We start from the raw sequence: 25,848 nt of genomic DNA on the forward strand, positions 1-25,848 counted from the left end.
AAAGGGCTCACGCTGCCATCCCTTGAGCGAGGAGGCCAAGGAACGGAACAAGGTCCGATCAACTGTACGGGCCAGGGTTGAGCATGTCTTTGGTGCAATCACAACCTGCATGCGCGGCAAGCTGACAAGGCGGATTGGACTGGCCAGAACGAAAGCTTGGTGGGGACTGCGTAATCTGACTTACAACTTTCTTCGATACCTGCATTGCAACTCAAAGGCAATGCTGGCTGTCTGATCATTCGGCAACGGGATAATTATCCCGCATTTAAGTCATGAATGTCAGTCATCAGGCGGATCTGCACGTGCAGAGGATGAGCATTTTGCTTCTCAAGGCAGCCTGGGTAGTGGCAATATTTCGAGGTGCCCTTAAGACGCCTTTGCCTTTGTACTGCGGCTGTTGATCAAGGCAGTGTGCCACAAGCTCGCTGCATATCCACCGCGTATCATTGTTCATGATCTTGCATGCAAGACTTTTGGCGTTTCCCTGAAATATCTCTCTAATAAGCTTGCCTATATGGCTCTTGGCTGCAGCTTGCCCTAGGATTAGCGATATATCATATTTACATCCGATTTCTTGTGCTGCAGAGTCAACAATGGCATCGGCTACTGCTTTGTCTAAGTCAACTGGTTTTCGGAAAAATATTTGACACTGGGGATTGTTGAAATAATCACTGAGTTTGGCTCTTCGAACACCGCTTTGAACATGCGCCTCAATGCACTCGTCTTCGCCGCTTACGATTAGCGCATGTGATGCCTTGATTTCACTAAGTCTTGACCAGCGAGTGAAATATGCAATCCCTCTTGAGACAAAGTTTGGATCTGAATGCGTAAAACCTACGTAGCCGGGTCCATAATTAGAAAGATAGCTCGGCTCTCTACTCTCAACAGTAAAGTATGGATGTGAGATGCTCATTGCTTTGCCTCCTGCTGTCTGTTCAGATTAATTCTGAGCAGGATTTATGTGATATGCCAGGCTTGTCACAACTGCACACACTGGGGATGACTTGGAGTGGCGTTCCTTCCTCGCTGCCCGCTGCTTCGGGTTTCGGGTCTCGGGTTTCGGGTTTCGGCACTTCTAGGGAACCCCTGAAAAACCCGCTAAAATCAGTCCAGATCCAAGACTGAGACTGGAACGGATGGCCGACCCTCTCCAGCTGGGCTTCACGGACTACGAGCAGATCTACGCCAAAAAGAGGACGCGCCGCCAGCGCTTCTTGGATGAGATGGAGGCCACGGTTCCCTGGGAAGCGTTTCTGGCCTTGATTGAGCCCGTGTATCACAAGCCCTCCAGCAAAGGAGGTCGTCCGCCGATTCCTTTGGAGGTGATGCTGCGGATCCATCTGCTGCAGCAGTGGTTCACGCTTTCAGATCCATTGATGGAGGAGATGCTGATCGATACGCCCTGCTTCCGCCGCTTCGCAGGGATCGAGACGATGGATGGCCGGATCCCTGATGAGACGACGATTCTCAACTTTCGCCATCTGCTGGAAGAGCACCGGATCGCGGAGCAGATTCTTGAGGGTGTGAACCAGATGCTTAGCGAGAGAGGAGTGATGCTGAGGGAAGGAACGATCCTTGATGCCACGATAATCAATGCCCCCAGCTCCACCAAGAACAAGGCCAAGGAGAGGGATCCTGACATGCACTCAGTGGCCAAGGGCAAGCAGTGGTTCTTTGGAATGCGCTGCCACATCGGAGTTGATGCCGCATCTGGCCTGGTCCACTCTGTTGAGAGCACCGCCGCCAATGTTCATGAGCTGAACACAGCAGCTGAACGGCTCCATGGGGATGAACGCCTCATCTACGGCGATGCCGGCCACATCGGCATCGAGAAACGAAACGACTTCCAGGACTGCGAGGCTGAGTTCAGGATTGCGATGAAGCCCGGCCAGCGCAGAGTGCTTCCAGAGACACCTGAGGGCAGGCTTCTTGATCTGATTGAGACGGCGAAAGCCCACTTCCGCGCCAAAGTGGAACATCCCTTTCGAATCATCAAATGTCAGTTCGGCTTCCGGAAGGTCTTCTACAGAGGTATCCGCAAGAACGACCTCAAGCTGAAGTTGCTCTTTGCCCTGGCAAACCTCTGGATGGTACGGGAACGGATACCTGATTCAGCGTAAAGCAAGGGTATAGTGTGTCTAAAGACCGATAATCATCCAGAAATCAAGCCAAAACGAATGGTGGGAACTGCCTGAAGTCTTTTCAAGGGCTTCTCTGAGCGAAAAGTGGGCTAAATCTGCTCAGTATCGTCTCATTGATGAGAATGAGACTAGATTATTCGAATTAAGGCGTCTTGATCAGAGGTTCCCTAGCTCTTTTGTAATGCGATTGAGTTGCAATAACACTTCGATGTGGTCTTCTTGCTTTTCCAGTTGGCACCTCAGCCATTCAAATTTCAAGCCTGGCAAACGACGGCATGACCCAGTCCTCCCCACCCACCTGCAGCTGGCGCCCCGGCGATGCCGAGGCCCTGCGCATCGCCCTCTCCATCCCGGTCACCAGTTCTGCCGTTGCGGCCTTGAATCGGGAGATGGCTCAGCTGCAGACCCACTACCCCACGGGGGTGTGCACCGCCCAGGGCCACCTCGATGCCATCGCAGGGCTGAATGAGCAGCTGGCGGCACTGACGCCGGCGGAGGTGAACAGCCCGGTGCGCAGCCGGCGCAAGGGCGTGGCCGGTGGCGTGGTGCCCAACCCGCTGCCGCTGAGCAAGTTGGCGGTGGTGGAGTACGCCACCGAGCTGCTGCTGGAGGACACCGAGAGCGAGTGGAACCCCGCGGGCCCCTCACCGGCGGTGGTGCTGGGTAAGCAGCGCAGCCAGCACATCGGCCAGCTGGCGCTGCTGCTGCCGCGGCTGCAGAACTGGCGCCAGTGCAACCCCGACCCCTTCCGGGGATCGCTGGTGCGGGGCTGAGCGATGGAGCAACCTCTCTCGCCACTCAACCAGGGCCTCAACCCCCTGCGGGGTGCGCCGCTGTGGGGCCAGCTGGTGTCTCTGCCTGCAGCCACCCCGGGGATCGACAGCCGGGTGGCCCAGCCCGCAGCTGCGCCCCCTGGGGCCTCGCCCCTGTGGCTGGCGCTGCAGCCCTACGCCAATGCCCGCCTCTGCCTGTTTGAGGTGGACCGACCCGAGAGCCGCAACCCGGTCCCCATTCGCCGGCACGTGATCGACTGCTTCCTGGAGCAGAGCGGCATCGTCAGCGGCTACAACGACACCGCCCTCACCGACCCCGGCGATGTGCTGCTGCGCGGCTACCTCTGCCGGGCGGCGATCCTGCCGGTGAGCACCAGCAACACGTTCGACTGGTTGGCGGCCGAGCTGGACTGGGCCACCCCTGGCTACCGCGACGAGGCACCACTGCCCTGGGACCCAACGCTGTTGGGCACGGTGCAGGCGCCCTGCCAGGGGGTGATGTGGCTGGGGGACCTGGCCCACCTCTCGTCTCAGGGCGGACTGCCCAGTGGCGGGCGGGCCCAGTTCGCGGGTTGCCAGGTGATGCACTTCGGGGCGGACTACGGCCCCGGTGGCATCGGCCTGCTGGTGCAGCCGCTGCTGGGGGAGTCGATCCAGCTGGTGCTCAGGCCCCACAGCGTGCTGGTGCTCAGGGATGGCGACACGCTGAACCTGATCGCTGAGCGCTACGGCACCACCGTGGCCACGTTGCGGCGCATCAACCCCCAGCTGGAAAGCACCCAGACAATCACAGCCGTGGAGGGCGATTCGCTGGCGGTGCTGGCCGGACGGCACGGGACCACCGAAAGCAAGCTGCGCAGCCTCAACCCGGTGCTGCAGCAGAGCGAGACCTACATCAGCGTCGAAGGCGACACGCTCAGCAGCGTGGCGGCGGAGCAGAACCTGACCCTCTCCCTGCTCCGCCAGTTCAACCCAGAGCTGAGCAGTTGGCCCAGCGAGGAACCGCTGCCCACTGGCACCACGCTGCAGCTGCCCGTCTACCGCTCCACCACTCCCATTCCCTCGGGGATGCAGCTGCTGGTGCCGGGGTACATGCCTTCCACTCCACTGCCAGAAGGGGAGTGGATCTACCTGCCGGCCCGGCGTACGGCGCCTGCTGTTGAGGAGGGAGTGGAGTCCCTGGGCTGACGGCTGGCGCAGCTCCACCACCACTCCGGCAGCCATGCGGGAAACCGCCATGTCCCACCCACTTCACATGTCGTTACAATTCCCGTAACGAACTGAAACACGCATGGCTGATCCCGCTCCCCGCTTCGGGTTTGTCGCATTCGCCGAGACCTGGAACGGTCGCCTGGCCATGCTCGGTTTCGTGATCGGCCTCGCCACCGAGCTGCTCACCGGCCAGGGCATCCTCCAGCAGATCGGGCTCGGTTGATCGCGATGAGCACCGACTACTCCGCCGCCATCACCGCCGTCGTCGCCCTGGTGGTGCTGCTCTCCGGCGTTACTGCTTTTGTGCTGACCCGCCCCAGCGACCTCGCCCAGACCCCCCAGCGATGACCGGCGTTGTTGCTCTCCTGCTGATCGGCGCATGGACCACGAGTGCCCTGCTCCAGCCCTGATAGGCCGACTGAGCCCTTCGCTCACGACCAACGCTTCCCATCCACCACACCAGAGCTCTCATGACCAACACCCCCGCCAACGACCAGTGGTTGCAGAACAGCGCCGAACAGCTGATCCACATGGAGCAGCTCAAGCGCGCTGAACTGTTCAACGGTCGCGCCGCCATGCTCGGCATCGTGATCGGCATCGTGGTGGAAGGCCTCACCGGTTTCGGCATCGCCCACCAGATCGGCCTCGGCGCTCTGGTGGATGGCTATGCGGCCTGCCGCACCCAGTTCCTGCCCTTCTGCTTCTGAGTCTCCGTCCGGCTCGTTGACCCACCACCCCCGGCACACCCGGGGGTTTTTGATGGCCACCGCTGAACTCCCACTCCCATGACGGGCAACCTCCAGGCCATTGGCTTCCTGTTCACCTGGGTTCTGGGCTGGGGGATCGGCGGCTCGCTGATCGATGCCGGCCTGATCAACGCCGGGGTCTATTCGCTGGAGGGGTCCCAGCTGGGGACGCTCGCCACCTTCATCCTCTGGAGCGTGCTTTGGGGCAGCTGCGGGGCCTGGCTCTACCGGCGTTGGACGCGGTCCGCTACCCCGGACCGCTGATCCGCTGCGGCCGGCGGGCCGTGTCGATCAGAAGGTTGATCAGCAGCTCGTTGCTGCTGATCAACAGGTGCGCCATCCATGTTCCCGCCAGCCTGGGTTCAGCGACGGCGTCACCGCGACAACGAACCATCGCCTGCTGGACCTCTGCCAGCTCCAGGCCGATGTTCCGCACCATCGCCTCGGTGGTTTCGCGCGGCGTAGGCTGGGGTGGTAGCTGCATGGGCTCCACTCTGGCCGGAGTGCTCAGCCAAAGCGGTAGTGCTTTTGCACCGGGGCGTGCACGTCCCAGGTGCAGCTCAGCCCGGCGTCAAACACCACCAGGTCTCCGGCGCCAAAGCGCACCGGCTTACCGCCATCGGGGGTTACCGTCACATCCCCCTCCAACAGCAAACAGGTCTCCTGCTCGTCGTAGGTCCAGGGGAAGGTGCTGACCTCACAGCCCCAGGTCGGCCAGTTGGACACACCCAGGCTGACCAGCTGAGCGGGATCCGGGTTGGACGTGACCGTGATGCCGGAGGCCATGGCTGTCTGCTTGAGAACCAGGGCCATGGTCTGCTCCCAGCCTGGCAACAGGAACTGCGAGCGCAGCCCGGACGGGGCGCCCGCAGCACCACAGCCGTGATGGGTGATGCCCTCTTCCTTCTTCTCTGACTTCAGCCGCACCAGCAGCGGCAACGCTCCAGCTCCCCTGGCCCCTGTCGGCCCATGGCAGGTCTACAGCCAGCACCAGCAGCAGCCCAACCAGGCCCCTGCCGGCTCAGCCCCGCCTGCCACCGACCCTGACCTGCTCGACAGCGACGGCGCCGCTGACGCTGGTCTGGATGCTGCCGACGGCGACGACGCCCTCGACCTCTCCCTGCCCCAGGACCCAGGTGTCAACGGCAGCCGCGACAACGACGACCCCCCTGCCGCTGCTCCCAGCAGTGCTGACCCCCTGCGCGCCGAGCGACGCCGCAGCAACCAGCTGGAGAAGGAGCTGCGCAAGGCCCGTGCCCAGCTGTCGCGGTTCTCGGAGATCAACCCCGATGAGTACGCCCGCCTGCAGGACGCCGAGCGCAAGCGGGAGGAGTTCGAGCGCCAGGTGGGCGAGCGTGAACGCCAGCTCAATGAGGCCAACCTGCGCCGCGTGCGCAGCGTCGAAAAGGAACGGGATGAGGCTCGCTCCCAGGTTCAAAATCTGCGCAAGGAGCGCTTGATGGAGCGCCTCTTCTCCGAGGCCGAGGGCCGCGTCGGCGGCGATGAGCGGGGCACCTTCTTTGACACCTTCGTGACGCTGTGCGGCGGCCACTTCCAGCTGGGGGAGGTGGATGGCCGCGAGCGGCTGCTGCCGGTGGACGGCAAGGGCCAGCCCCTCACCGCCGACGGGGTGGCCCTGAGCGATGGCGACTACATGGAGGAGCTGCGCCGCCACCCGGTGTACAGCTTCCTGTTCCAGCAGCGCAGTGGCCTGTATTCCGCTGCGGTGCCTGAAACGGGCCATGAGCACGGCGGAGCGGTGAACCTGCAGACGCTGAGCACCGCCGAGCTCTATCTGGAGGCCGTCAAGGGCACAACGCCCAGGGCGGCTGCGCCACGGCGCTGATCACCCCGCCGCAGAGCGATGGCCTGGTATCTGGTGTTCTGGCGCAACCGCTCCACCGCCACGGTGGTGCCGGCCGCCAGCGCCAGCCAGGCCCGCTCCCGTGCCCAGCACCGACACAAGAAGGGCTATGGGGTGATCGTGGCCGCACGCCGCGCCAATTCAGAGGACTCTCGTCTGATTCGCCGCGGCGTCTGGGTGCGGCGGCGGCGAGATGGCTCCAGCCCCCAGTTCGGCAGCAGCGGCCATAAGGCTGCGGCACGGCGCCACCGCAGCCGCTACCGCTCCTGGCTGTAGCTCACGGCTGCAAGCCCCGGCTGTAGGCCAGCAGCACGGGCGACCGTCCCTACCCGCGCGATCCACCAGCGGAGCGGGCGCTGCGGCTGGAGAAGCGAGCGCAGCGGGCGGTCGTTCCCCTGGCTGCTGCAGGGCTACCGGTTGCATGCTTCGCAGTCAGCTGTCAGTCGAGCCCACCCGAACCCAGTGAAATCAATCGAACAAAAGAACAATCAAACTGTGTTCAAAAAAGGGGGAGATATAGGGTGAAATCGCTAAAACGCGGCCAACGTGCTTACGAAATCTCCCAAATTCTGGAGATTGAATTGTTCGCCTGAGAACAGTCCCGCTCCAGTAGCAACGGCATCCGTCGTGCCTCGCCCAACGCTCCAGATCAGAAGCGGTACGACGGAGCGGCGAGCTCCATCACTCTTTGAGTAACTTGCAAAAGATGAGCAGACGTTCGTAGCAGCCATGCCACACGAGGCCATGACCGGCGGAAGACCATCCCATGTCGTCGTCATCGGAGCCGGATGGGCTGGTTGGGGCGCAGCCAAGGCACTCTGTGAAGCCGGTATTCGCGTCACCTTGATTGATGGGATGCCCGATCCAACAGGCAGTCAACCAATCACAACCAAAAGCGGTAAACCTTTCGAGGCAGGCACCAGAGGTTTTTGGAAAGACTATCCCAACATCAATGCCCTAACCAATGAACTCGGCGCTGGCGATATCTTCACTGACTTCACAACCAGTGCCTTCTGGTCGCCCGATGGGTTAGAAGCAACAGCGCCTGTTTTTGGAGACGCACCCCAATGGCCAAGTCCGCTTGGCCAGATGGTGGCAACAATCACCAACTTCACACGACTACCCATTCAAGACCGGCTCAGCATCGCAGGGCTTCTCTATACGATGCTTGACCTTTATCGCAGCGACAAGATTTTCCAGCAGTACGACGATCTCGATGCGCAATCACTCTTTGTCAAGCTCGGCATTAGCGATCGGCTCATCAATGAGTTCTTGCGCCCCACCTTGCTGGTTGGCTTGTTCAAGCCGCCCGAAGAGCTTTCGGCCGCGGTCACTATGGAGCTCCTCTATTACTACGCCTTGGCCCATCAAGACTCATTTGATGTCCGTTGGATCAAGTCGAAAAGCATCGCCGAACATCTGTTTGCGCCTCTGAGTCGAAGGCTGATCTCCCGCCATCATCTGCAGGTCCTTGGGGGAACGTTGGTGAGACGGGTGACTATGTCGTCTGACTCGCAGCGCGTCAGCTCGGTTGAGCTTATGAACGTGGCGACCAAATCAGTTCAGGTGATTGACGAGGTGGATGCTGTGGTCTTGGCCGTTGGTGCAAAAGGGCTCAAGTCTCTGATGGCTCAATCTCCTGAACTCAGCAAGGCAGCGCCAGAGCTTGTTGGCGCTGCTTCGCTTGGTTCCATCGATGTCGTGTCAGTACGTCTATGGCTGGATCGTTATGTTCCAATCGCTTACCCAGCCAACGTGTTTTCCCGCTTCGAATCACTGAAGGGCTCTGGGGGCACTTTTTTCATGCTGGATCAGCTGCACAAGGATGCGCAACAGGCTCTCTGGGGTGATGAGCAGCCCCAGGGCTCGGTGGTCGCCAGCGACTTCTACAACGCATCGGCTATCGCAGCGATGAGTGATCAAGAGATCATCGATCGGCTCACGCGTGACCTGCTCCCCATCGCTCATCCAGAATTCACCAATGCCAGGGTGGTTGATTCCGAGGTGCGGCGCTATCCAGGCTCGGTGTCGCTCTTTTCTCCGGGCAGTTTCAGAAAACGGCCACCCTTGGAAACCTCAGTGGAATCGATCGTCTGCGCTGGCGACTGGGTGCGGATGGGCGACAAAGAACATGGAGCCAAGGGTTTGTGTCAGGAACGAGCCTATGTGTGCGGGCTGGAGGCAGGAAACTCCCTGATCAGGCGCAAGATTGTCAACGGTGCCGATCACGCGCATCCCGTTCTCCCTATTCGGGCGGACGAGCCACAAGTCGTTCTAGGCCGTGCTCTCAACAAGCTCGTGATGGATCCAATCGAAGCCCTTGGTCTGAAACTGCCGTGGTTCAACTCCTAAGAGTTCGCTGAAAAACCCCGCCGCCTCTGCGAAAATGGGGCAACTGCACCAGTAGTGATGCGAGGCCAACAGGAGCGCAGCGGCTCCTTGTTCTCCTACGTCTCGATTGAGGAACGGATCCCGAGCAGCCATCCACTACGGCGGATCCGCAAGCTGGCGGACCAGGCTCTTGATCGGCTCAATCCCACTTTCTGCAGGCTGTACGCCTCAGAAGGACGCCCATCGGTGCCGCCGGAGCAACTGCTGCTGGCCTCGCTGCTGCAGGCGTTCTATGGGATCCGCTCCGAGAGGCTGCTGCTGGAGCAGCTCCACTACAACCTGCTGTTCCGCTGGTTTGTGGGCCTCAGCCCCGACGATCCAATCTGGCACCCGACCACATTCACCAAAAACCGTGATCGGCTGCTCAATGACGACGTCATGGGGCTGTTTCTGGAGAAGCTGATGGGAGCTCCGGAGGTCAAACCGCTGCTCAGTGACGACCACTTCTCCGTGGACGGCACGTTGCTACAGGCCTGGGCGTCACACGCCTCCCTGAAGCGGATCGATGGGCAGGAGGACCCTCCGCCTCCGCCAACAGGTCCTGGCGAAGGATTCGGTGCCCCCAAGGAGGGAAGGAAGCGAGCCAAGGGCGACTTTCGCGGCATCAAGCTCAGCAACGAGACCCACCGCTCCAGCACGGATCCAGAGGCCTTGCTGGCCCGGAAGTCCAATGCCCATCCAGCGCAGTTGAGCTATCGCGGTCATGTGCTCATGGAGAACCGCCACGACCTGATCGTCGATTGCCGCGTCACCAAGGCCACGGGCACCGGTGAGCGGGATGCCGCCCAGGGGATGGCAGCAGACAGTGCCGGTGCTCACCAGAAGACCATCGGCGCCGACAAGAACTACGACACGAAAGGTTTCGTGGCCGAGATGCGGCGACTGGGCGTGACGCCCCACGTGGCGCAGAACACCGCCCGCAGCGGTGGCTCAGCGATCGATGCCCGCACCACCCGCCACGTGGGGTACGCCAAGTCGATCAATGCCCGCCGCGGCATCGAGAAGGTATTTGGCTGGATCAAGGCGTTCGGCGGGCTGCGCCAGTTCAAACTGCGCGGCCAGGAAAACGTGAGCGCTGTATTCGGTCTGCACGTGATCGCCTACAACCTGATCCGCCTGGGCAACCTGTTCAAGCCGGCACTGGAGGTGGCATGAACGGCTGGTTCCCCAGAGGTGTGCCCGTTTGGCAGGTCAAAAGCCTCGAAAACAGTCCAAAAGGGCGTCATCCAGCCCTCTGAATCGTCCTGAGCGCCAGATCAACAAGAAATCAGCTTTTGGCTGGGGAAAACGCGCTTGCCGCGCTGGTTTTTCCGCAAACTCCTAACGAGTGCTGGACTGACGGCTGACCTCATTCAGGGCCCTCTCGCTGGGGGTGCCCCGCTCGTGCAGCAGCGGCTCGATGCGGAAGTTGAGGTCACTCACAATCATGTATTGCCGCCAGGGTTCCCGTGTCCACACCAGCAAGGTGAAGTTGAGCGCACTGTCGTCTGACAGTGCTGATTCCCGGCAACTCGGGCACGGAGTCGGTGCTGCGGCTTGCGGTGTTCCGGGTTCTGGCGGTGCTGGTTTTGCCGGTGCTGCTCTTGCGCGTGCGGCGGCTGGTTCTGGTGGCCATGGCCTCACTGGGCTTACTGCGGCTCTTGCCAGCCCTGCTGCAAAGGCCCGGCCACCAACCGGCAGCCGGGCCTTAGCCCAACGGCTCAGCAGACCGAGACGGTGCAGCCGGGGGTGCCCTGGAGCTTGCGGGCAAAGGCGAACGCCTTCTCGGCAGGGATCAGCCGCATCTTCTTGACGGGCTTGCCGCGGCGGCCCAAGAACGCGACCTCACAGGGGGTGGAGCCGAGCTTCTGGACTCCTGGCTGATGGCGGTGAACCACAAGCAGGCGGACTTCGCAGACGGGGCCTTGGGGAGTGGCCATGGCTGGGGTGGAGCAGAGAACACCGACCAGACGCCCCGCAGGCGCAGTGCTGGCCAGGGGCGAGCCCAGCGAGCCTCGCGTCAGCCCTGGCCAGCGCAAGCCGGAGGGGCATGCTGCGGAGGGGTTTCGCTTCGCCCAGCCAGCCACGCCCAACTGGCCCTGCTGCAGATCCGTGCTGAGCATCCACCGCGCCCGAGCAGTGGAGCTGCTCCGCCAACCCTGGGATCGAGACACAGGCAAGGGGGCCGCAGCTGCAGCCCCCAACCCATGGCGCTCAGGCCATCTGCAGCTTCTGCACAGACAGTGGCTGGCGCTGCAGCTCGAGCTCACAGCGCTGCATCAGCTCCTGCTCGGCCAGGAGCCGCTCATCCAGCTCATCCACTCGCGCCAGACACTGTTGGATCGCGGGGATCACCTCCTCCTCCAGCAGGGTGATTTCCTCTTCTCCATAGGGCTGCTCGATCCAGGTGCGGCGCAGCGGCAGCCCACGACGACGCAGCAGGATCTCCTCCACCGAGCGCAGCGTGGATTCGAGCAGCAGGAACGGATCTTCTTCTGGCCTGCAGAACGGGGAGGTGGCAGCGGAACTGCCTGCAGAGAGCGTGGCCATGACGATCGGCGCCAGGTGTGGCGCAGCGATGGGACCGATCCCAGCGGAGGCCCGACCGCAGGAGGGCCTCAGACTGGAGAGGCCCGGAGCAAGCCCTCCTCCCGCTCCCAGGCGTTACCGGTCCATGCGCGTGAGCGCTGCTCCACCCAGCAAAGCCAGCAGCAGCTTGAGGGTGGAATCAAAGCCGCCCTGCAGCTGCTCCAGCGTGCCGGGGCAGATCTGCCCGATCGATCGCCCTTCCAGCGCCCGCTGGCCGCAGACCCCAGCGGCGAGGGAATAGATCAGCAGCTGGGTGCCGATCACCACCGCCAGGATCTTGAACACAAACCGCTCACGGTCGAACGGCGGCTTGGGCGGTCGGCCCCCAGCCGGTGGCAGCACCAGCCTCGTCGTCACTTTTTTTCCTGGAACACCCCCACATAGACGGTGCCCTGCCGGTAGAGGGGCAGCACCTTGTCGCGCAGATCGGCGTTGTGCAGGCGTACGCAACCGAGGGTGGGGTGCAGGGGCTGCTGCGCTGCCCAGGCCCCGGGCCAGCCGCAGGCCGATCCACCGCCGTGGAGCATGATCCCGGCCCGGCCATGGGACACCTCCTGGCCCTCCAGCTCCTCCATGTCGAAGGAGTACCAGCCGTAGGCCATGGCTGTGTCGGAGCAGGGCGGGTTGGGGTTCTGCTCGTAGTCCGCGTAGAGCTGGCCGAGCTTGTAAAGGCCGGGCGGGGTGTCGGTATTGGCGCGGCTCCAGTCGGTATCCGCCCCCTGGCCGCGGGCCAGGCAGGGGATCTTCCAGAGGAACTGGCCGGTGTGGTCGTAGGCCTCCATGTCCTCATCCCGGTCATTCACCAGCAGGTAGGAATCCCCGGGCTGGACGGGGGCTGCCAGCTGCGGGCCGGCCATGCCGGCTTCCTCTGAACCGCGGGGATCGAGGCCGCCGCTGGGGACTGCCGGCGCCGGGGGCGCGGCAGGTTTCTGGCTGAAGGTGAGCGCCCAGGGGGCGTGCTCATCGAGGACGGCCTCGCTGCCGGGCAGTGCAGCGATCGCGGCATGAAGGGTCCAGACGCCGGAGACCTGCTGGGGTTCACCGCGAAAGGCTTCAAAGCGGTCCTGGAACCGCTCGGGGGTCATGGGGCTGGCCATGGGCGTGGTGCTGCTGAGCCCTGTTGCCAGTGCTGGCTTTGGGCCGCCGGCGGCAGTCAAAAGAGAGCGCCCCAGCCGCAGCCGGGGCCGCCCCCTCAGAAGGGCAGCTCGCTTTCGGGGAAGGAGCTCACCCGGTGAGGATTGAGGAGCTGGCGCTCAAAGAGCAGATCAGCGCAGAGCCGCTCCAGCCGCTCCAGAGGAGCAGGGCGGTGGGCCGATGCCTCTTCCCAGAGAAGCTCCAGGGTGCGGGAGCTCAGGAGCTGGAAGGCGCGGATCCGGGATGCGGAAGCCATGGCAGGCGTAGCGAAGACCCCGAAGCACGCCGGGCGGGGTCAAGGGGCAGCCACCGCTGCAATGCGGAGCGCAGCGAGGCCATCGAACAAGTCGGCGGACTCGCGCAGCCCTTGAGGCCGCCCGGACCATGAGGAGGGCTGCGCGTAGCCGATCCACTGAGCGCCGGTGGGGAAGATCTGCACCCTGCCGAGCGATTCGAGCGCATGCCCCCAGCCACCGCGGCGGCGGCCATGAAGCGATTACCTGCCACTAACCGCTTCATTGGATGAAGCGATTAGGCTGTGGTGATGGTTTCATCCTGGATCTGGCAGCAGCCGGACTGGCCCCAGTTCCGCTGGAAGGGCTCCGCTCTGGAGCCGCTGCTGGAGCAGGCCCGCGCTGCACGCCAGGAGCTGCTGAGCCGGTTGGAGACGCTGGAGCCCCCGCTCGATCGCGAGGCGATCTCCGCCTTGCTGGGCCGGGAGAGCCTGGGCACGGCCGCCATCGAAGGCGAGCTGCTGGATCCCGGCCAGGTGCGCTCCTCAATCGCGCGCCGACTGCGCCTTCCCCTGGCCGAGGGGCAGCCGGCCACCAGCGCCCAGGTGGAGGGCCTGCTGGATGTGTTGCTGGAAGCCACCAGCAGCCTGGAGGCTCCCCTCACCCTGGCCACGCTGAACCACTGGCATCGGCGCCTGTTTGCCGCTGGCCCCGATGACCTGCGCGCCATTCGGATCGGTGAACTGCGCGATGAAGCCCCGATGCAGGTGCTCTCCGTCGCCATCGGCCGTGAGCGCCTGCACTTTGAAGCGCCGCCCCGTGATCAGCTCGAGAGGCAGCTGGAGGCCTTCCTGGACTGGATCGCCTCCCCGCCAGCGCAGCTGGACGGGCTGTTGCGCGCCGGCCTGGCCCACCTCTGGTTTCTCACCCTCCACCCCTATGAAGACGGCAATGGCCGCCTGGCCCGTGCCATCACCGACCGGCTTCTGGCCCAGGACTGCAGGGCCCAGGCCCACCAGGAGTTGTCTGGCCGAGCCCTGGGCATCTCCGCCCAGATCCTGCGGGAGCGGGAGAGGTACTACACGGTGCTGGAGCGCTGCCAGCGGGGATATCTCGATGTCACGGGCTGGCTGAGCTGGTTCCTGGAGCAGCTCACGGCAGCAGCGGCCACCAATGGCGCCGTGATCGATGCGGTGCGGCGCAAGGCGGCCTTCTGGTGGAGCCACCGGCACAGCGGTTTCAACAGCCGCCAGCAGAAGCTGCTCAATCGCTTGCTGGATGCCGAACCGGAGGGGTTCACGGGCGGCATGACCCTGCGCAAGGCCATCAGCCTCACCAAGGTGAGCCGCGCCACGGCCTGGCGCGATCTGGCCGAGCTGGTGGAGCAACAAGCGATCGAGCCGATCGGCGAAGGCCGCAGCCGCGCCTATCACATCCATTGGCCAGGCGCGCCGCTACCAGTGGATGGCGGGTGAGCGGAGAACCTCTCCAGGGTGCGGGAGCTCAGCCAGAGGGAGGCGCAGATCCGGCCTGCGGAAGCAGACAAGGCGGATCGGGCAGGCAGGACGCGACCACTGCACCACCGTGCTGCAGGCATCAGGCTTCTGCGTTGGCCTGCGGCCGGATCTCCACCCAGGGTTCACCGCTGCGCAACAGCTCCAGCGCTGGCAGCAGGGTCGTGCTCAACACCTGCTGCAGTGCGGCATTGCTGCTGTTCCCCAGCCGCAGCCAGATCACCTGGGGAGGAGGGCCCTGCTCATCCAGCAGGCGGATGAAGTCCCGGTCTTTGGTCATCACCACCGCCTCAGCGGCCCGTGCCTGGCGAAAGATCTCCGGATCGCTGGCATCCCGCAACCCGATCTCCCGCACAGGGACGGCATCCACTCCCCATGGCTGCGCACCGATCCAGAGGGCCACGGCTGGCGGCAGCTGGGCATCCAGCCAGAGCCTCATCCCACCAACACTGGATGGTCGATCTCCCGGGCTGCGTAATCCAGTGCCGCACTGAGATCCTCCGGCTCCAGATCCGGGTAGTCGGCAAGGATCTGCTCGCTGCTCAGCCCAGCGGCATAGAGCTCCAGGACATCCCGCACGCGAATGCGCATGCCGCGGATGCAGGGCTTACCGCCGCACTGCTCCGGGTTGTGGGTGATACGGGATGGCGCCATGGGCTCAGGCTAAGCGGCTTCTTTGGCTGCTGATCACGCCACCAGGGCAACGACCTGGCAACAGCTGCTGTTGTCACTGGGGCCAGGCCCCTGGAGCGTGCCCTTGGGCCTGACCTTGATCGAGGCGCAGAAATACGCCCGCCGCGCCGAACAGCTGGCGGTGCTCAAGACCTTCGCGGAGGGGGAGCTGCTGCGCCGCCTGCCCTTCCGCAATCTCGTGGGCGGCTCGCTGAGCTTCCCGGCGGAGACCAAGCTGCCCCGCGTCGGTTTCCGGGCCGTCAACGAGGGCTACCGCCAGAGCTATGGCGTCATCAACTCCGATTCGGAGTTCGTGCACCTGTTCGGCGGCGACCTGGATGTGGACCGCTCGATCGTGGACCTGCAGGGCCCCGAGGCCCGAGCTGCCCAGACCGAGATGAAGGTGCGCTCCATGCGCCTGACGCTTGAGGCGGCGATCATCAACGGCGACGACACCTTCGATCCGCGTGCCTTCAACGGGCTGAGCAAGCGCCTGGTGCCGGGCGAGGACCAGACGATCGACAACGGCGGCAGCACGCTCAACCTGCTGGCGCTGGAGGCGCTGACCGACAGCGTGATCGGCTACGGAGGCGACAAGGTGCTGATCGCCAGCAAGGCCGCCCGCCGTCAGATCAGCACCGCCTCCCGCCAGGCCGGTGGCGATCTGTATGAGGTGATCGACGGCCGTCACTACTTCGAGGGGATCGAGATCCTGCTGGTGGAGGAGGACGCCGAGGGCAACGCGGTACTCGGCTACGACGAACCGGGAGACACCACCTCCATCTACTGCTGCGTGCTGGGCGATGCGGCGGTCTGCGGCCTGCAGGGGCCGTTCGAGGGGCGCTACGGCATCTCGGTGCGCGACTTCGGGGAGGTGCATGACGCGCCGGTGTTCCGCACGCGGGTCGATTGGTACGTGGGCTTTGCCGTGTGCAACCGCAAGGCCGCCGCGCGCCTGTTCAACGTGGCGCCCATGCCGCTGGTGCTGCCCTGAACCCTTCATCCCATCCCCACAGGAGACCCTTCCATGACCTCTCAAGCCACCCGGCTGCTCGATGCCCAGACGGTGCTCGTCGGCTGGATCAACCATTCCGCCACCGACTGCTACGAGCACACCCGCAGCAGCGGTGATGTCGTCAACCTCGGTACCGACCTCGATGCCACCAGCTCCTTTGTGCTCGTGGCCTCCCACCCCGGCCACAGCGAGGCGGTGACGGTGACCCTGGAGCTGGCGCCGCTGCTGGCCGATGGCAACGCCGGCAGCTGGATCACCGCCGCGGCCGTCGCTATCCCCGCTGCAGGCGGCAAGGTGGAGGCGATCATCAGCGGCGCCGCCCTGCTGATCAACCCGGCCGACAGCGCGCTGATCGCCCCGCCCTGCCTGCGATTGGCGCGGGCGACGGTCTCTCCCGCCACGCCGGTGGGGATGACCGTGGCGCTCACCGCCAACCAGGGGCTGTGAGGTGAGCGCCATGGGCAACCCACTCGACACCCTCAATGCGGCGGCGGAGGCTGATGCCCTGCCGCTGGAGCTGCTGCAGCCCCTCGACAGCAACAACCCCTCCTCCACGCCTGTTCGCCTCTCGGGCCCAGAGCAGCGGCTCAGAGTCACCCTTGATCCTGGTGTGGGAGATGTATCGCTGCTGCCGCCCAGCCAGCTGCTGATCGCCAAGGACGGGGCGACCCGCTCGATCTGGCCGGTGCATCTGGCCGGCTGGCAGGCACTGGGCTGGCAGCTGCTCAGCAGCACCATCGGCGGTGATGACGCGGCCCCGGTTAATGCCGGGGACAACGCGCCGGAGCCTGCAGTGGACTCCAGCCAAGAAACCCCTGAGCAGGAGCCCGCCCCGGCACCAGATGAGCCCACGCCCACCGGCGAACCGCTGGAGTCCACGGAAACCACCACCAGCGCTGGAGAGGCCCTGCTGGCCTCACAGCCCACCGACTTCCAGGCGATGACCAAGGCCCAGATCGTCGAGTTCTGCTCCACCGTCTACGGCGTGGAGCTCGATGGCAGCCAGACCAAGGCGGAGCTGGTGGAGCAGGCCATAGCGCTGGAGGCCCAGGCCAGTGCATCGGGCACTGCCAGCGGCAGCAACGAGGGCATCAACGATGCCGCAGATCTCGCGGCGCTGGAGCTGGGGGATGCCCTGCTCTGATCACGGCAAAAGGCAACCAAGCAGGCACATCGCTGGCTGGGGCCTGGCAACAGCTCAGCAGCACTGCCCTGGCGCCGATGGCCACTCCCGATCCGGCTGGGCTGGCCGAGCTGGCGGCCCAGTGCCGCACCAGCAGTCGGCCGCAGGGGGTGATCTTCCTGGGCCAGGCCCAGCTGCAGGACGGCGGCACCCCTGAACCACCCCCGTCCGGGGGTGTCAGCGCCGTGCAGGCCCTGGCGCCGCTGGTGAGTGCTGCCGCCGGCGATGGGGTGGTGGTGATCGCGCTGGACCTGCGCCTGCTCAGCCCCCTGCCTCCTTGATCTTTCCGCTCAACCGCCTTCCCCTTCTGCACTGATCGCCATGGCCACCACCACCGAGAGCCGCACTGCCGGCCGTTCCCTGCCCCAGCCCACCGACCTGCTGCTGGTGCAGCGCGGCAGCACGCCCCACCGGGCCACTGCTGATGAGGTCAAGGCGTTCATGCTCTGCCCGGCCACGGCGGCGGCGATCGGGGCGATCAAGCCCGGCACCAACCTCTCGGTGGATGCGGATGGCACTCTCCATGCCGCCATCTCCGGTGCCCTCACCTACCGGGGTGCGATCGATCCCACCACCACCGAGGCCCCGGCTGGGGCTGTGGCCGGAGATGTGTACCTCGCCAGCAGCGCCGGCCCTGCCCTGGCCAGCTGGAGCGGCATCGCCGGAGCGGAGATCGCCCAGGGGGATCTGCTGCTGTTTGACGGCAGCAACTGGAGTGCCAACGCCGCCCTGGGCCCCGATGGCACCGGCGTGATCCGCATCCAGGTGGCCGCACCGCTGATCGTCGATGAGAGCGACCCGGCCCAACCGCTGCTGAGCGTCGAGCCCGCAACCACCACCGCTGCCGGTGTGGTGCAGCTGGCTGATCCGTTGGCGCTGGCGGACGGCACGCCCGGGCGGGTGGTGGACGCGGCCCAGCTGCAGACGGCGATAGCCACTGCCCAGCCGGCCGGGGACTACATGCCGCTGGACCTCAGCACCCTGCCCGCCCTGCCCTGAGCACCGCAGCTGATGACCCTCCAACCAGGCGACCTGCTGGCGATCACCCGCCCCGCTGGGCCCCAGGCCGGCACCTACCAGCTGCAGGCAGCGGCGATGGCAGACCTCCTGAGCCCGCCGCCGGTGCTGGGAATCAGCGGCGTGCTCTGGTCGACCGTGCGCTCGCCTGCGGACAACAGCTGGCAGGCGATCTGCTGGTCGCCGGAGCTGCAGCTCTACGCCTGCGTCGCCAACAGCGGCAGCGGAAACCGGGTGATGACTTCCAGCGATGGCATCCGCTGGAGCACCCAACCGGCGGTCGCCGATCAGAACTGGGTGGCGCTCTGCTGGGCCGCCGAGCTGGGGCTGTTCGTGGCCGTCAGCGACAGCGGATCGGGCACGCGGGTGATGACCTCGACCGATGGCCGCAGCTGGACGTTGCGCGCGACGCCAGCCGACAACAGCTGGACCTCGATCTGCTGGGCACCCGAGCTGGGCTTGTTGGTGGCCGTGGCCAGCACCGGCACGGGCAACCGCGTGATGACCAGCAGCGATGGCCTCACCTGGACAGCCAGTCCGGCTGCAGCGGATCAAGAGTGGCGTTCCCTCTGCTGGGCGCCACAGCTGGGGCTGCTGGTGGCGGTGAGCAGCACCGGCGGGAGCCAGCGGGTAATGACCTCAGCCAATGGCCGCAACTGGACGCTGCGCACAGCCGCCGCAGCCAACAGCTGGACGGCGATCTGCTGGGCGGCGGAGCTGGGTCTGCTTGTGGCGGTGAGCAGCAGCGGCAAGGGGAACCGGGTGATGACCTCCCCGGATGGCCTCAGCTGGAGCAGCCGCAGCTCGGCGGCCGACAACGCCTGGACCTCCCTCTGCTGGTCGCCGGAGCGGGAGCTGCTGGTGGCGGTCAGCAGCAGCGGCACCGGCAACCGGATCATGACCAGCGCCGATGGCCTGAGCTGGACGGTGCGCAGCTCCCCGGCTGATCTGGGCTGGCGCTCGCTCTGCTGGTCGCCCCAGCGCCGTCAGTTCGTAGCTGTGAGCAACAGCGGCGCTGGCAATCGGGTGATGGTGAGCCCGTGACCCATGCCTGACACCACGACACCCCTGCCGGCGATTGGCTCGCGCTGCTGGCGCGACCTGATCAGCCCAGAGACCGGCGCAACGGTGCTCAGCCTTGCGGCCGAGACTCCCGAGGACGATCCGATGGTGGAGTTGGCCTACGACGAGGGCGGCAGCGGCTGGTGGCCGCTCTCCACGTTGGTGTTCGTGCAGGCCTGAGCGCAGGGGCCTCAGCCCGCCCCCACCAGCTGCTGCCTCAGGGCGGCGAGGGCCTTCTTCTGGGCCCGCTGCACGGCCATCGGGCTGATCTGAAGCTGCGCCGCAGCGGCTCGCAGCGAGAGGCCCTCAAGGATCGTGAGCCGGAGCGCTGTGGCCTGGGCGGCAGGCAGCTGATCCACCAGCTGCTCCAGCGCCAGGCCATTCATGGCCTCGCCGAGGGCCGGCTCGGCTTCTGGAGCAGCCAGTTGATCGAGCATGCAGGGCTCGCCATCGGATGTGGCATCGAGGCTGAGGTGCCCCAGCGGGCAGGTGCCCTTCTCGTGCTCCCGGCGGGAGATGCGCACCAGCCGGACCCGATCGCGCAGGTGGTGCTGCAGGGCACCGGTGATGCAACGGCGCAGATAGGGAGCTGCCGGCTCATCGGCTCTGCAGCGGGGAGCGGAGCGGACCAGGGCCTCCCGGGCCACCTGGATCAGATCCTCCCGCTCCACCAGCGGGAACAGGCGCCGGGCGGCGGCGGCAGCCAGGGCATCAGCCAGGGGCAGGTGCTCGAGCACCAGGGCATCGCGGGCCCGCAGGGCAGAACGGCTGAGAGCCGGGGACTGCTGGCGGCGGCTGAGGGAGGAAACGGGGGAAGCCATCGATAGGACGGCGGAGAACCCCATCACCACCGGCCGGCCGCAGCGCCGCGGCAAGGACGCCCGACATCGGAAGGCGCCTGGCCCGATCCTTGACGCGGCGTGAGGACTGGCCGAGGGATGCGGTGGGTGTGCGCCGGTCCGGTGACCAACCCCCTCCCCCACTGCCGGCGCTCCAGGGTGCCCAGCCCAGGGACCGCCCAATCGAACCGTCAGGCCGTTGCTGTGAGCCGCCTCGCTGAGGAACCTGCAGCGTCCACCCGCTCTGGGGAGGGAGGCAGCCATTGCTCCAGGAAGCCCAAGCCCACGGACGATGCGGCGACACCCGAAAGCCGGAGGCGGAGTGCCTCCGGCACCGGGGTGCTCAGAGCACCCGCACCTCGGCCTGGGGACCGAGCACCCGCTGCTGATTGGCAGCCAGGATCAGGGCCTGCTCGCGGGGCACGTAGTGCGGCTGGGCGCTGATGTTGCCCTCGCGATCGAGGAAGAGCACCCGCAGCAGCTGGCCTGCGGCATCGAGGAGATGCACCGAGATGATGCGGATCGGGCAGGAGCGGCTGAGGGGAGTGGCGGCCATGGCTGGGCTGGCGAACGACACCGCCGCTGAGCCCCGGCGCTGCCAGCACCGGGCAAGGGTCGCTGAGCGCAGCACAGCGACTTGCGTCAGCCCTTGCGCGGTGTGCAAGCCGGGGCAGGCCGGGTGGCGTGATCGCCAGGCCCCAGGCCTGACCTCAATCAGCAGGCTCAACCCCCATCCGCTTCAGGTGCTTCCGGGGAGACCAGATCGGCAGCTTTGCGGGCATCGCTGAGCACCTGCAGCAGCACCCGCGGCGATTCTTTGAGCAGCTCCACCCAGTGGCCCAGATAGGCGGCGTGATTGGCCATGGCACTGCCGATCTCCAGCCGATCACCGAGCAGCACAGCTCCTAGCTCGGCCACCAGCTCCTCGCGGGCATAGGCCCGGCCGCCATCGCCTCCTTCGCCCATGCCGCCGGAGAGATCACGGGCCAGCCGGGAGCTGTGGCCCGTGGAGTGGATCGCCTCATGGGCCCAGGTGGCATAGAGGGCCCCAGCCGAGTGGAAGGCCGAGCGATCCGGCAGCTGGATGCGATCCGGCCCCGGCAGATAGCAGGCCCGATCGCCGCCATGGCGCACCGGCACCGGCCAGCAACTGAGGACGGCCTCAGCCGCCGCCAGCCGCTCGGGCTCGGGCCGCTGGCTCACCCCCTCGGCCTGGAGGCGCTTCTGGATGAGTCCCTCCAGCGCCTCGCCCTCCAGATCGGCGGCATTGAAGACCGCCACTGGCCGGTAGCTCACCCAGCGTCGGCCAGCCCCAGCGGCTTCCTGGCCAGCAGCCCCACTCCCGCCCGTTCCAGCCGCATCGGCCGGAGCAGCCTCAGCCAGCCGGCCTTCTCCCCGCTGATGCACCTGGGGCCGCAGCACATGCACGGCCTTGCTCCCCTTGCGGGGGAAGATCCCAAGCGCCTTGGCCTCGGAAATGCCGCACCAATAGGGCAGGGCTGAACCCCTTAGGTGCATGCCCAGGGTGAGCAGTGCTGGATTGGCGCCGCGGTAGCGGCGGCCCGAGAGCAGATTCACGTGGTGCCCCCCGGAGGCTGCATCCCATTCCCGCCGCCAGGGGGTGGTGCCGGCCTCCAGCAGGGCGACCAGGGAGGCCACCAGCTTCTCCTCGGGCGAGACCTTGACAGCAGAAGTTCCTTTGGGTGATCGGGAGGAGCGGGATGGTGAAGCAACAGCCACGGATGGGCAAGCGCAGGACCGCAAGCGCAGGCGCGGCCAGCGTCAAGGGCCGGCCACAGCGCTCCGTGAACCCAGTGCCACCGGCGTCTCATCGCCAGTGGCGGGCCGGCTTGCGAAGCCCTTGCGCGGTCGCGCACGCTGAGGATTCCTGCGCGACGCACCCCTCAGCAATAGAGGGCACTCAAGAACCTGGTGCGTTACAGCTGCTTCTGCTTACACCGGCAAACCCCATCGAGACAGCCGACTGAAGAGGTGATAGTTGCTGGGAGGTAGCTTCCAGGAAGACCACCAGGATTGTGATCAGCAGGATGTAGTCCCGCAGGGCAGGTTCTATAGCCGTGGAGACTGCAGACCCGGTATTCGATCTGAGCTGATCATCGAGGATGCGTTCCAGGGGATCCCACAGGGGGTTGCAGCGAGCCTGCCGGTAGCACTCGGCGAGAGGCTGGTGGTGGCACGCTTCTGATAGAGAAGCCTGGGCCGTTGAGTGGGCGAACGCATTGCGCACCCTGCGCAGTGTGTGGAGTGCCAGCTCAAGCTGCCTGTCGATCAGGCCAAGTCGCCGAGCCAGTGCGATCCGGGCCCCAAAAGATCCCAGCGGTCGATCGGTGAGGAAGAGGGTCTCCGGACCAGAGGGTGGAGCCAATGCTGATTTGAGCAGAGCTTCCAATGCCGCATCCACTCGGGCTCCCCCCACCAGCACAGCGCCACGACCACGCTCGCTCATCATTTGCAGCGCAATGGTGCGAGCTGTTTCGGCAACTCGCAGCGCTTCTGGGGTAGGCCGACTCATGCAATTAATCCCTCCAATAGAAGTACAGACCGGCCTTATGAATTCTGGTCCATGTAGTTAAACAGCATCTCGACTCGCAATCTATCAACAGGACTCCGAGCACGAAGCTGTTCCAGGACTCCCCTTATTTTCTCAAGAGTGGCTTGATCGTCTGCATCAGTGACAGACTCAAATCGCTTAAGGAATGTGGCCACAAGGTGAAAGATGTCTGAATAGAACTCTCCGGACTCAGTTGATTCCTGAGATGGGTTGAAGCTGCTAATCCATTCGAGCCATTCACTTTCAGTTCGCCCGCGGAGCAGCCTTATCTCATCGGGATTCCAGCCGTTGCTCCCAGCAAGGCTCTGCATCAGGTGAGAAATCGATTGAGATGCGCCCTTAGCATCATAACGTCTCTGTATATCTTCACGTACTGCGTCAGGGAGCCTTGAGAAATTCAATGTGTAAGAATCCAGCTGTGGTTCTCGTTCCATATGCGACAGGATCGCGTGGTCGAGAAGAATCGGATCTACTTCAATCCCGCACTGATCGAGGAAGTCGATTGCACCATATGCTTTACCAATGCTAATTTCGCCACTGTGGAGCTGCAGAAACTCAAGCAGCTCACGAGTAAGCTGATCATGCGGCACAAAAAATCCTGATCCGAAATTGCTTAAGATTCTATCGCACTTTTGGTTGAATCCAGAGAGCCGCTCGTTAATATCGTTTGCCTGCAAAAGCCCTTTGTAACTATCTATGTCAACTGAGCCATGCCTGAAGAAGTCCAGGATCATGTTGTGGTGCGGCGCAGGAGTATATCCCAGCCTTGAGATGGATTCGTACTGAGCTCTATGCATCTGAGACTCGGCGGCTAGATGCTTGAAAAAATCATCTGCAAGAATTGACGAGGGATCTGGGAAGAGGTCTTTTCTGCTGTAGTAGATTACTGTCAGCGAAGAAACAGCAAGTTGGAACGATTCGCGAATATTCGGCCATTGATCGCCTAGAATTCTCGAAAAATAATCGACAGCCCACCGAGCCTTCCGCATCACTCGAATATTTGCACACGTAGAGATCTTAAAAACGTGCTCAAAAGATGATGGTCGCCCCATTTTAGAGGGCCATGCGATGGCCATATTTTCCTCTACAGTGGGCCTAAGAGAGACCTCCCTGTCGATGATTTTTTCGCGATACTCCTCAATGGTCTGCCGCAGGATCTGATTGCTTTCACCGAGCTTGTCATAATTGTAGATCAACAATATCTTGCAGTTCTGCTGTTCTTTGAGTGAACTCACAAGCCCGAGAAACGCCGAAGGTGACATTTGCTGACTCATACGCTCAATGTCATCGAAACAGATCAGAAAGTCTTTGATGTAGTACTTCCGAATCAATCCATCGATCAATGCAGACGCCGTGCCAAAGGCAAACCTGGCGCCACCAAGCTCCATCGTTGCTTGCCCGACCTTGTCAAGGAAGCTCTTGATTGGTTTAGATGCCGAAGTAAGCCTGGCTCCAGCCTTGTCACTTAAAGGCTCGTGAGAGGCAAAGATAGATGCTTCCAAGGAAGAGACAGAAGCACAACCAAAGAGAGACACATATGAGTAGGCCTTGATCTTACCCAGCTTATCATTATGCTTGGCCCATGCAAGAAAGTTCTGGAAGTAGTAGGTTTTGCCGACGCCCCAATCTCCTTTGAGCTCCAGCACTTGAATCGTGTCGCTTTCTAGAAACTCTTCTAGGGAGCCTCTGGGCAACGAGCCCTGAAAGAGGGGCCAAGGATGCAATTTGCTCGGAATGAACAATTTTTGGCGGATCTGAGGTTGGCTTGGCCTGATATCCCCCTTTCGGGTGCCAAAATGTGCCCATGTTGGCCGATTCTTTCCCTCGACAGGCACACTGATCCCCTGATCACGTACTGCATAGCAACCTGCGACGTGCCATGAACAGGTTCGAGAGGGCTACCAGCACATTCACTTTGCAGCGGTTCTTGAGCATTCCCCGCAGCCGGGTCTTCTGAAAGCCGAACTGCTGTTTGATCACCCGAAACGGATGCTCTCCTTTGGCGCGGATATGCGCTTTGGCAGTTTCGACCAGATCATCCAGTCGACCCTCCGGCGTATCCGGCAGCACTCGGCGCCTTCCGGGTCGCATGGCGACGCGGAAGCCGATCCCGCGGCCTTGCATCTCGTCTCGCTTCTCGATTCCCTGGTAGCCGGCATCTGCATAGACCAGGGTCTCCTCGCCGTGCAGGAGATCAGAGGCTGGGGTTAGGTCGTGCACATTGGCAGCTGTGGTTTCCACTGAGTGGATGAGGCCGTTCTCGCTATCCACGCCGATGTGGACTTTCATCCCGAAGTACCACTGCTTGCCCTTGCAGGTCTGGTGCATCTCCGGATCCCTCTCCTTCTTCTTATTTTTGGTGGAGCTGGGCGCCGCGATCAAGGTGGCATCAATGATCGTGCCCTGCTTCATCGCCATGCCGTTGGCCTTGAGGTGGGCTTTGACCACCTCAAAGATCTGTTTGCCGAGATCGTTCTTCTCCAGCAAGTGCCGGAACGCGAGAATGGTGGTCTCATCAGGGATCCGGTCGCTGATCATGTCGATCCCTGCAAACCGGCGCATCGTCGGCACCTCGATCAGCGTATCCTCCATCGCTGGATCGCTGAGGTCGTACCACTGCTGCAGAAGATGGATTCGCAGCATGGTTGCCAGCGGATAGGGCGGGCGACCACCCTTGGGGCTGGTCTTGGGGTAGTAGGGCTCGATCAGATCAATCAGCGCTTTCCACGGCACCACCTTCTCCATTTCGGCCAAAAAACGCTCGCGCCTCGTGCGCTTCTTGGCCGTGGTCTGCTCGTAATCACCGAATCCGAGCTGCTTGCTGCCCATGAACCCAGTCCGCGCCTGCGATTACAGGGATATTTTCGCGCGGATGGCTCGGGTTTTCCAGAGTCTCCCTAGAGCAATGCATG

35 protein-coding genes are annotated in these 25,848 nt (G+C 63.7%); 20 read left to right on the forward strand and 15 right to left on the reverse strand.

From position 1 onward, the window contains the following. A partial coding sequence (locus WH5701_RS18275) for a transposase (RefSeq protein ID WP_037979374.1) occupies positions 1–235 on the forward strand: 235 nt, incomplete at its 5' end. Positions 236–286: 51 nt separating this feature from the next. On the opposite strand, the gene WH5701_RS17380 is transcribed toward WH5701_RS18275, so the two are convergent. Then, the gene (locus WH5701_RS17380) at positions 287–913 is read right to left on the reverse strand and encodes a hypothetical protein (RefSeq protein ID WP_156776488.1); all 627 of its coding nucleotides are present in this window, start codon (positions 911–913) and stop codon (positions 287–289) included. Positions 914–1,136: 223 nt separating this feature from the next. On the opposite strand from WH5701_RS17380, the gene WH5701_RS01485 reads away from it, so the two are divergent. The 6 genes from WH5701_RS01485 (at position 1,137) to WH5701_RS01510 (ending at position 5,136) form a co-directional block, all read left to right on the forward strand. Then, positions 1,137–2,120 (forward strand): IS5 family transposase, encoded by a 984-nt coding sequence (locus WH5701_RS01485; RefSeq protein ID WP_006170118.1) that lies wholly within the window; start codon positions 1,137–1,139, stop codon positions 2,118–2,120. Between the two features lie 296 nt (positions 2,121–2,416). Beyond that, the gene (locus WH5701_RS01490; protein ID WP_006170119.1) at positions 2,417–2,914 is read left to right on the forward strand and encodes a hypothetical protein; all 498 of its coding nucleotides are present in this window, start codon (positions 2,417–2,419) and stop codon (positions 2,912–2,914) included. A gap of 3 nt (positions 2,915–2,917) precedes the next feature. Beyond that, positions 2,918–4,102 carry a LysM peptidoglycan-binding domain-containing protein gene (locus WH5701_RS01495; RefSeq protein WP_006170120.1) on the forward strand — a complete coding sequence of 395 codons (1,185 nt, stop codon included), beginning with the start codon at positions 2,918–2,920 and terminating at the stop codon, positions 4,100–4,102. 103 nt (positions 4,103–4,205) lie between these two features. Further along, positions 4,206–4,349: a chlorophyll a/b-binding protein gene (locus WH5701_RS01500; RefSeq protein WP_006170121.1), complete on the forward strand. Its 144-nt coding sequence runs from the start codon at positions 4,206–4,208 to the stop codon at positions 4,347–4,349. A gap of 247 nt (positions 4,350–4,596) precedes the next feature. Next, positions 4,597–4,833 carry a chlorophyll a/b-binding protein gene (locus WH5701_RS01505; RefSeq protein WP_006170123.1) on the forward strand — a complete coding sequence of 79 codons (237 nt, stop codon included), beginning with the start codon at positions 4,597–4,599 and terminating at the stop codon, positions 4,831–4,833. Between the two features lie 78 nt (positions 4,834–4,911). After that, positions 4,912–5,136, forward strand: coding sequence for a hypothetical protein (locus tag WH5701_RS01510; protein ID WP_006170124.1), 225 nt, complete (start codon positions 4,912–4,914; stop codon positions 5,134–5,136). Here the strand turns inward: WH5701_RS01510 and WH5701_RS01515 are convergent. Both WH5701_RS01515 and WH5701_RS01520 read right to left on the reverse strand, forming a co-directional pair. Beyond that, positions 5,120–5,356, reverse strand: a complete 237-nt coding sequence (locus WH5701_RS01515; RefSeq protein WP_037979377.1) for a hypothetical protein — start codon at positions 5,354–5,356, stop codon at positions 5,120–5,122. The two genes, WH5701_RS01510 and WH5701_RS01515, sit on opposite strands and share 17 nt — an antisense overlap. Before the next feature lie 23 nt (positions 5,357–5,379). After that, positions 5,380–5,685, reverse strand: a complete 306-nt coding sequence (locus WH5701_RS01520; RefSeq protein WP_006170126.1) for a cupin domain-containing protein — start codon at positions 5,683–5,685, stop codon at positions 5,380–5,382. A 79-nt stretch (positions 5,686–5,764) separates the two neighbouring features. Here WH5701_RS01520 and WH5701_RS01525 point away from each other — a divergent pair, with 79 nt between their 5' ends. The 5 genes from WH5701_RS01525 to WH5701_RS17900 all read left to right on the forward strand — a co-directional run bounded on the left by WH5701_RS01525 (position 5,765) and on the right by WH5701_RS17900 (position 10,818). After that, on the forward strand, positions 5,765–6,718 hold the full coding sequence (locus tag WH5701_RS01525; RefSeq protein WP_006170127.1) for a hypothetical protein: 954 nt from the start codon (positions 5,765–5,767) through the stop codon (positions 6,716–6,718). A gap of 18 nt (positions 6,719–6,736) precedes the next feature. After that, positions 6,737–7,012, forward strand: coding sequence for a hypothetical protein (locus WH5701_RS01530; protein WP_006170128.1), 276 nt, complete (start codon positions 6,737–6,739; stop codon positions 7,010–7,012). Between the two features lie 468 nt (positions 7,013–7,480). Beyond that, positions 7,481–9,088 (forward strand): FAD-dependent oxidoreductase, encoded by a 1,608-nt coding sequence (locus tag WH5701_RS01535; RefSeq protein WP_037979994.1) that lies wholly within the window; start codon positions 7,481–7,483, stop codon positions 9,086–9,088. 57 nt (positions 9,089–9,145) lie between these two features. After that, positions 9,146–10,282 carry an IS5 family transposase gene (locus tag WH5701_RS01540; protein ID WP_006170130.1) on the forward strand — a complete coding sequence of 379 codons (1,137 nt, stop codon included), beginning with the start codon at positions 9,146–9,148 and terminating at the stop codon, positions 10,280–10,282. A 338-nt stretch (positions 10,283–10,620) separates the two neighbouring features. After that, on the forward strand, positions 10,621–10,818 hold the full coding sequence (locus tag WH5701_RS17900; RefSeq protein ID WP_006170132.1) for a hypothetical protein: 198 nt from the start codon (positions 10,621–10,623) through the stop codon (positions 10,816–10,818). A gap of 9 nt (positions 10,819–10,827) precedes the next feature. Here WH5701_RS17900 and WH5701_RS18285 read toward each other — a convergent pair whose 3' ends face one another. The 5 genes from WH5701_RS18285 to WH5701_RS01570 form a co-directional block, all read right to left on the reverse strand. Continuing rightward, on the reverse strand, positions 10,828–11,229 hold the full coding sequence (locus WH5701_RS18285) for a hypothetical protein (protein ID WP_006170133.1): 402 nt from the start codon (positions 11,227–11,229) through the stop codon (positions 10,828–10,830). Between the two features lie 91 nt (positions 11,230–11,320). Continuing rightward, positions 11,321–11,656: a hypothetical protein gene (locus WH5701_RS15575; protein ID WP_006170134.1), complete on the reverse strand. Its 336-nt coding sequence runs from the start codon at positions 11,654–11,656 to the stop codon at positions 11,321–11,323. A 114-nt stretch (positions 11,657–11,770) separates the two neighbouring features. Beyond that, on the reverse strand, positions 11,771–12,052 hold the full coding sequence (locus WH5701_RS01560; RefSeq protein ID WP_006170135.1) for a hypothetical protein: 282 nt from the start codon (positions 12,050–12,052) through the stop codon (positions 11,771–11,773). Then, the gene (locus WH5701_RS01565) at positions 12,049–12,792 is read right to left on the reverse strand and encodes a L,D-transpeptidase (RefSeq protein WP_006170136.1); all 744 of its coding nucleotides are present in this window, start codon (positions 12,790–12,792) and stop codon (positions 12,049–12,051) included. The genes WH5701_RS01560 and WH5701_RS01565 overlap by 4 nt, the downstream gene beginning before the upstream one ends. A 95-nt stretch (positions 12,793–12,887) precedes the next feature. Further along, positions 12,888–13,085: a hypothetical protein gene (locus WH5701_RS01570; protein ID WP_006170137.1), complete on the reverse strand. Its 198-nt coding sequence runs from the start codon at positions 13,083–13,085 to the stop codon at positions 12,888–12,890. A gap of 288 nt (positions 13,086–13,373) precedes the next feature. Between WH5701_RS01570 and WH5701_RS01575 the strand changes: the two genes are divergently transcribed. After that, on the forward strand, positions 13,374–14,537 hold the full coding sequence (locus WH5701_RS01575; RefSeq protein WP_037980002.1) for a Fic family protein: 1,164 nt from the start codon (positions 13,374–13,376) through the stop codon (positions 14,535–14,537). A gap of 121 nt (positions 14,538–14,658) precedes the next feature. On the opposite strand, the gene WH5701_RS01580 is transcribed toward WH5701_RS01575, so the two are convergent. Then, a complete protein-coding gene (locus tag WH5701_RS01580; RefSeq protein WP_006170139.1) occupies positions 14,659–15,015 on the reverse strand; it encodes a DUF5615 family PIN-like protein in 357 nt (118 codons plus the stop codon). Continuing rightward, positions 15,012–15,230, reverse strand: a complete 219-nt coding sequence (locus WH5701_RS01585; RefSeq protein WP_037979383.1) for a DUF433 domain-containing protein — start codon at positions 15,228–15,230, stop codon at positions 15,012–15,014. Before WH5701_RS01585 ends, WH5701_RS01580 begins: the two co-directional genes overlap by 4 nt. A 103-nt stretch (positions 15,231–15,333) precedes the next feature. Between WH5701_RS01585 and WH5701_RS01590 the strand changes: the two genes are divergently transcribed. The 7 genes from WH5701_RS01590 (at position 15,334) to WH5701_RS01620 (ending at position 19,705) form a co-directional block, all read left to right on the forward strand. After that, a complete protein-coding gene (locus WH5701_RS01590) occupies positions 15,334–16,242 on the forward strand; it encodes a major capsid protein (RefSeq protein WP_037980005.1) in 909 nt (302 codons plus the stop codon). A 33-nt stretch (positions 16,243–16,275) separates the two neighbouring features. Next, a complete protein-coding gene (locus WH5701_RS01595) occupies positions 16,276–16,710 on the forward strand; it encodes a hypothetical protein (protein WP_006170142.1) in 435 nt (144 codons plus the stop codon). A 10-nt stretch (positions 16,711–16,720) separates the two neighbouring features. Continuing rightward, the gene (locus WH5701_RS01600) at positions 16,721–17,407 is read left to right on the forward strand and encodes a hypothetical protein (RefSeq protein ID WP_006170143.1); all 687 of its coding nucleotides are present in this window, start codon (positions 16,721–16,723) and stop codon (positions 17,405–17,407) included. Positions 17,408–17,484: 77 nt separating this feature from the next. Next, on the forward strand, positions 17,485–17,727 hold the full coding sequence (locus tag WH5701_RS01605; RefSeq protein ID WP_006170144.1) for a hypothetical protein: 243 nt from the start codon (positions 17,485–17,487) through the stop codon (positions 17,725–17,727). 40 nt (positions 17,728–17,767) lie between these two features. Continuing rightward, positions 17,768–18,445 (forward strand): hypothetical protein, encoded by a 678-nt coding sequence (locus WH5701_RS01610; RefSeq protein ID WP_006170145.1) that lies wholly within the window; start codon positions 17,768–17,770, stop codon positions 18,443–18,445. A gap of 12 nt (positions 18,446–18,457) precedes the next feature. Continuing rightward, positions 18,458–19,507 carry a hypothetical protein gene (locus WH5701_RS01615; protein ID WP_006170146.1) on the forward strand — a complete coding sequence of 350 codons (1,050 nt, stop codon included), beginning with the start codon at positions 18,458–18,460 and terminating at the stop codon, positions 19,505–19,507. Between the two features lie 3 nt (positions 19,508–19,510). Beyond that, on the forward strand, positions 19,511–19,705 hold the full coding sequence (locus tag WH5701_RS01620) for a hypothetical protein (protein WP_006170147.1): 195 nt from the start codon (positions 19,511–19,513) through the stop codon (positions 19,703–19,705). A gap of 11 nt (positions 19,706–19,716) precedes the next feature. Here the strand turns inward: WH5701_RS01620 and WH5701_RS01625 are convergent, their stop codons facing one another. From WH5701_RS01625 to WH5701_RS01650, 5 genes are all read right to left on the reverse strand, one after another. Continuing rightward, on the reverse strand, positions 19,717–20,400 hold the full coding sequence (locus WH5701_RS01625; RefSeq protein WP_156776489.1) for a sigma-70 family RNA polymerase sigma factor: 684 nt from the start codon (positions 20,398–20,400) through the stop codon (positions 19,717–19,719). A gap of 307 nt (positions 20,401–20,707) precedes the next feature. Continuing rightward, entirely contained in the window at positions 20,708–21,028 is a 321-nt protein-coding gene (locus WH5701_RS01630; protein WP_232201760.1) for a hypothetical protein, read from the reverse strand. 59 nt (positions 21,029–21,087) lie between these two features. Beyond that, positions 21,088–22,104 carry an ArdC family protein gene (locus WH5701_RS01635; protein ID WP_232201761.1) on the reverse strand — a complete coding sequence of 339 codons (1,017 nt, stop codon included), beginning with the start codon at positions 22,102–22,104 and terminating at the stop codon, positions 21,088–21,090. 828 nt (positions 22,105–22,932) lie between these two features. Next, positions 22,933–24,771: a hypothetical protein gene (locus WH5701_RS01645; protein ID WP_232201762.1), complete on the reverse strand. Its 1,839-nt coding sequence runs from the start codon at positions 24,769–24,771 to the stop codon at positions 22,933–22,935. A 13-nt stretch (positions 24,772–24,784) separates the two neighbouring features. Continuing rightward, on the reverse strand, positions 24,785–25,765 hold the full coding sequence (locus tag WH5701_RS01650; protein WP_006170153.1) for an IS5 family transposase: 981 nt from the start codon (positions 25,763–25,765) through the stop codon (positions 24,785–24,787). Positions 25,766–25,848: the final 83 nt, after the last annotated feature.

It is taken from the genome of Synechococcus sp. WH 5701 (genome assembly GCF_000153045.1).
Lineage (GTDB): Bacteria > Cyanobacteriota > Cyanobacteriia > PCC-6307 > Cyanobiaceae > Regnicoccus_A > Regnicoccus_A antarcticus.

Excerpts from the sequence above, each read along its gene's own strand:
- WH5701_RS17380 (WP_156776488.1), bottom strand. The coding sequence starts at position 913 with ATGAGCATCTCACATCCATACTTTACTGTTGAGAGTAGAGAGCCGAGC.
- WH5701_RS01485 (WP_006170118.1), top strand. The coding sequence starts at position 1,137 with ATGGCCGACCCTCTCCAGCTGGGCTTCACGGACTACGAGCAGATCTAC.
- WH5701_RS01490 (WP_006170119.1), top strand. The coding sequence starts at position 2,417 with ATGACCCAGTCCTCCCCACCCACCTGCAGCTGGCGCCCCGGCGATGCC.
- WH5701_RS01495 (WP_006170120.1), top strand. The coding sequence starts at position 2,918 with ATGGAGCAACCTCTCTCGCCACTCAACCAGGGCCTCAACCCCCTGCGG.
- WH5701_RS01500 (WP_006170121.1), top strand. The coding sequence starts at position 4,206 with ATGGCTGATCCCGCTCCCCGCTTCGGGTTTGTCGCATTCGCCGAGACC.
- WH5701_RS01505 (WP_006170123.1), top strand. The coding sequence starts at position 4,597 with ATGACCAACACCCCCGCCAACGACCAGTGGTTGCAGAACAGCGCCGAA.
- WH5701_RS01510 (WP_006170124.1), top strand. The coding sequence starts at position 4,912 with ATGACGGGCAACCTCCAGGCCATTGGCTTCCTGTTCACCTGGGTTCTG.
- WH5701_RS01515 (WP_037979377.1), bottom strand. The coding sequence starts at position 5,356 with ATGCAGCTACCACCCCAGCCTACGCCGCGCGAAACCACCGAGGCGATG.
- WH5701_RS01520 (WP_006170126.1), bottom strand. The coding sequence starts at position 5,685 with ATGGCCCTGGTTCTCAAGCAGACAGCCATGGCCTCCGGCATCACGGTC.
- WH5701_RS01525 (WP_006170127.1), top strand. The coding sequence starts at position 5,765 with ATGCCCTCTTCCTTCTTCTCTGACTTCAGCCGCACCAGCAGCGGCAAC.
- WH5701_RS01530 (WP_006170128.1), top strand. The coding sequence starts at position 6,737 with ATGGCCTGGTATCTGGTGTTCTGGCGCAACCGCTCCACCGCCACGGTG.
- WH5701_RS01535 (WP_037979994.1), top strand. The coding sequence starts at position 7,481 with ATGACCGGCGGAAGACCATCCCATGTCGTCGTCATCGGAGCCGGATGG.
- WH5701_RS01540 (WP_006170130.1), top strand. The coding sequence starts at position 9,146 with ATGCGAGGCCAACAGGAGCGCAGCGGCTCCTTGTTCTCCTACGTCTCG.
- WH5701_RS18285 (WP_006170133.1), bottom strand. The coding sequence starts at position 11,229 with ATGCTCAGCACGGATCTGCAGCAGGGCCAGTTGGGCGTGGCTGGCTGG.
- WH5701_RS15575 (WP_006170134.1), bottom strand. The coding sequence starts at position 11,656 with ATGGCCACGCTCTCTGCAGGCAGTTCCGCTGCCACCTCCCCGTTCTGC.
- WH5701_RS01565 (WP_006170136.1), bottom strand. The coding sequence starts at position 12,792 with ATGGCCAGCCCCATGACCCCCGAGCGGTTCCAGGACCGCTTTGAAGCC.
- WH5701_RS01570 (WP_006170137.1), bottom strand. The coding sequence starts at position 13,085 with ATGGCTTCCGCATCCCGGATCCGCGCCTTCCAGCTCCTGAGCTCCCGC.
- WH5701_RS01575 (WP_037980002.1), top strand. The coding sequence starts at position 13,374 with ATGGTTTCATCCTGGATCTGGCAGCAGCCGGACTGGCCCCAGTTCCGC.
- WH5701_RS01580 (WP_006170139.1), bottom strand. The coding sequence starts at position 15,015 with ATGAGGCTCTGGCTGGATGCCCAGCTGCCGCCAGCCGTGGCCCTCTGG.
- WH5701_RS01585 (WP_037979383.1), bottom strand. The coding sequence starts at position 15,230 with ATGGCGCCATCCCGTATCACCCACAACCCGGAGCAGTGCGGCGGTAAG.
- WH5701_RS01595 (WP_006170142.1), top strand. The coding sequence starts at position 16,276 with ATGACCTCTCAAGCCACCCGGCTGCTCGATGCCCAGACGGTGCTCGTC.
- WH5701_RS01600 (WP_006170143.1), top strand. The coding sequence starts at position 16,721 with ATGGGCAACCCACTCGACACCCTCAATGCGGCGGCGGAGGCTGATGCC.
- WH5701_RS01605 (WP_006170144.1), top strand. The coding sequence starts at position 17,485 with ATGGCCACTCCCGATCCGGCTGGGCTGGCCGAGCTGGCGGCCCAGTGC.
- WH5701_RS01610 (WP_006170145.1), top strand. The coding sequence starts at position 17,768 with ATGGCCACCACCACCGAGAGCCGCACTGCCGGCCGTTCCCTGCCCCAG.
- WH5701_RS01615 (WP_006170146.1), top strand. The coding sequence starts at position 18,458 with ATGACCCTCCAACCAGGCGACCTGCTGGCGATCACCCGCCCCGCTGGG.
- WH5701_RS01620 (WP_006170147.1), top strand. The coding sequence starts at position 19,511 with ATGCCTGACACCACGACACCCCTGCCGGCGATTGGCTCGCGCTGCTGG.
- WH5701_RS01650 (WP_006170153.1), bottom strand. The coding sequence starts at position 25,765 with ATGGGCAGCAAGCAGCTCGGATTCGGTGATTACGAGCAGACCACGGCC.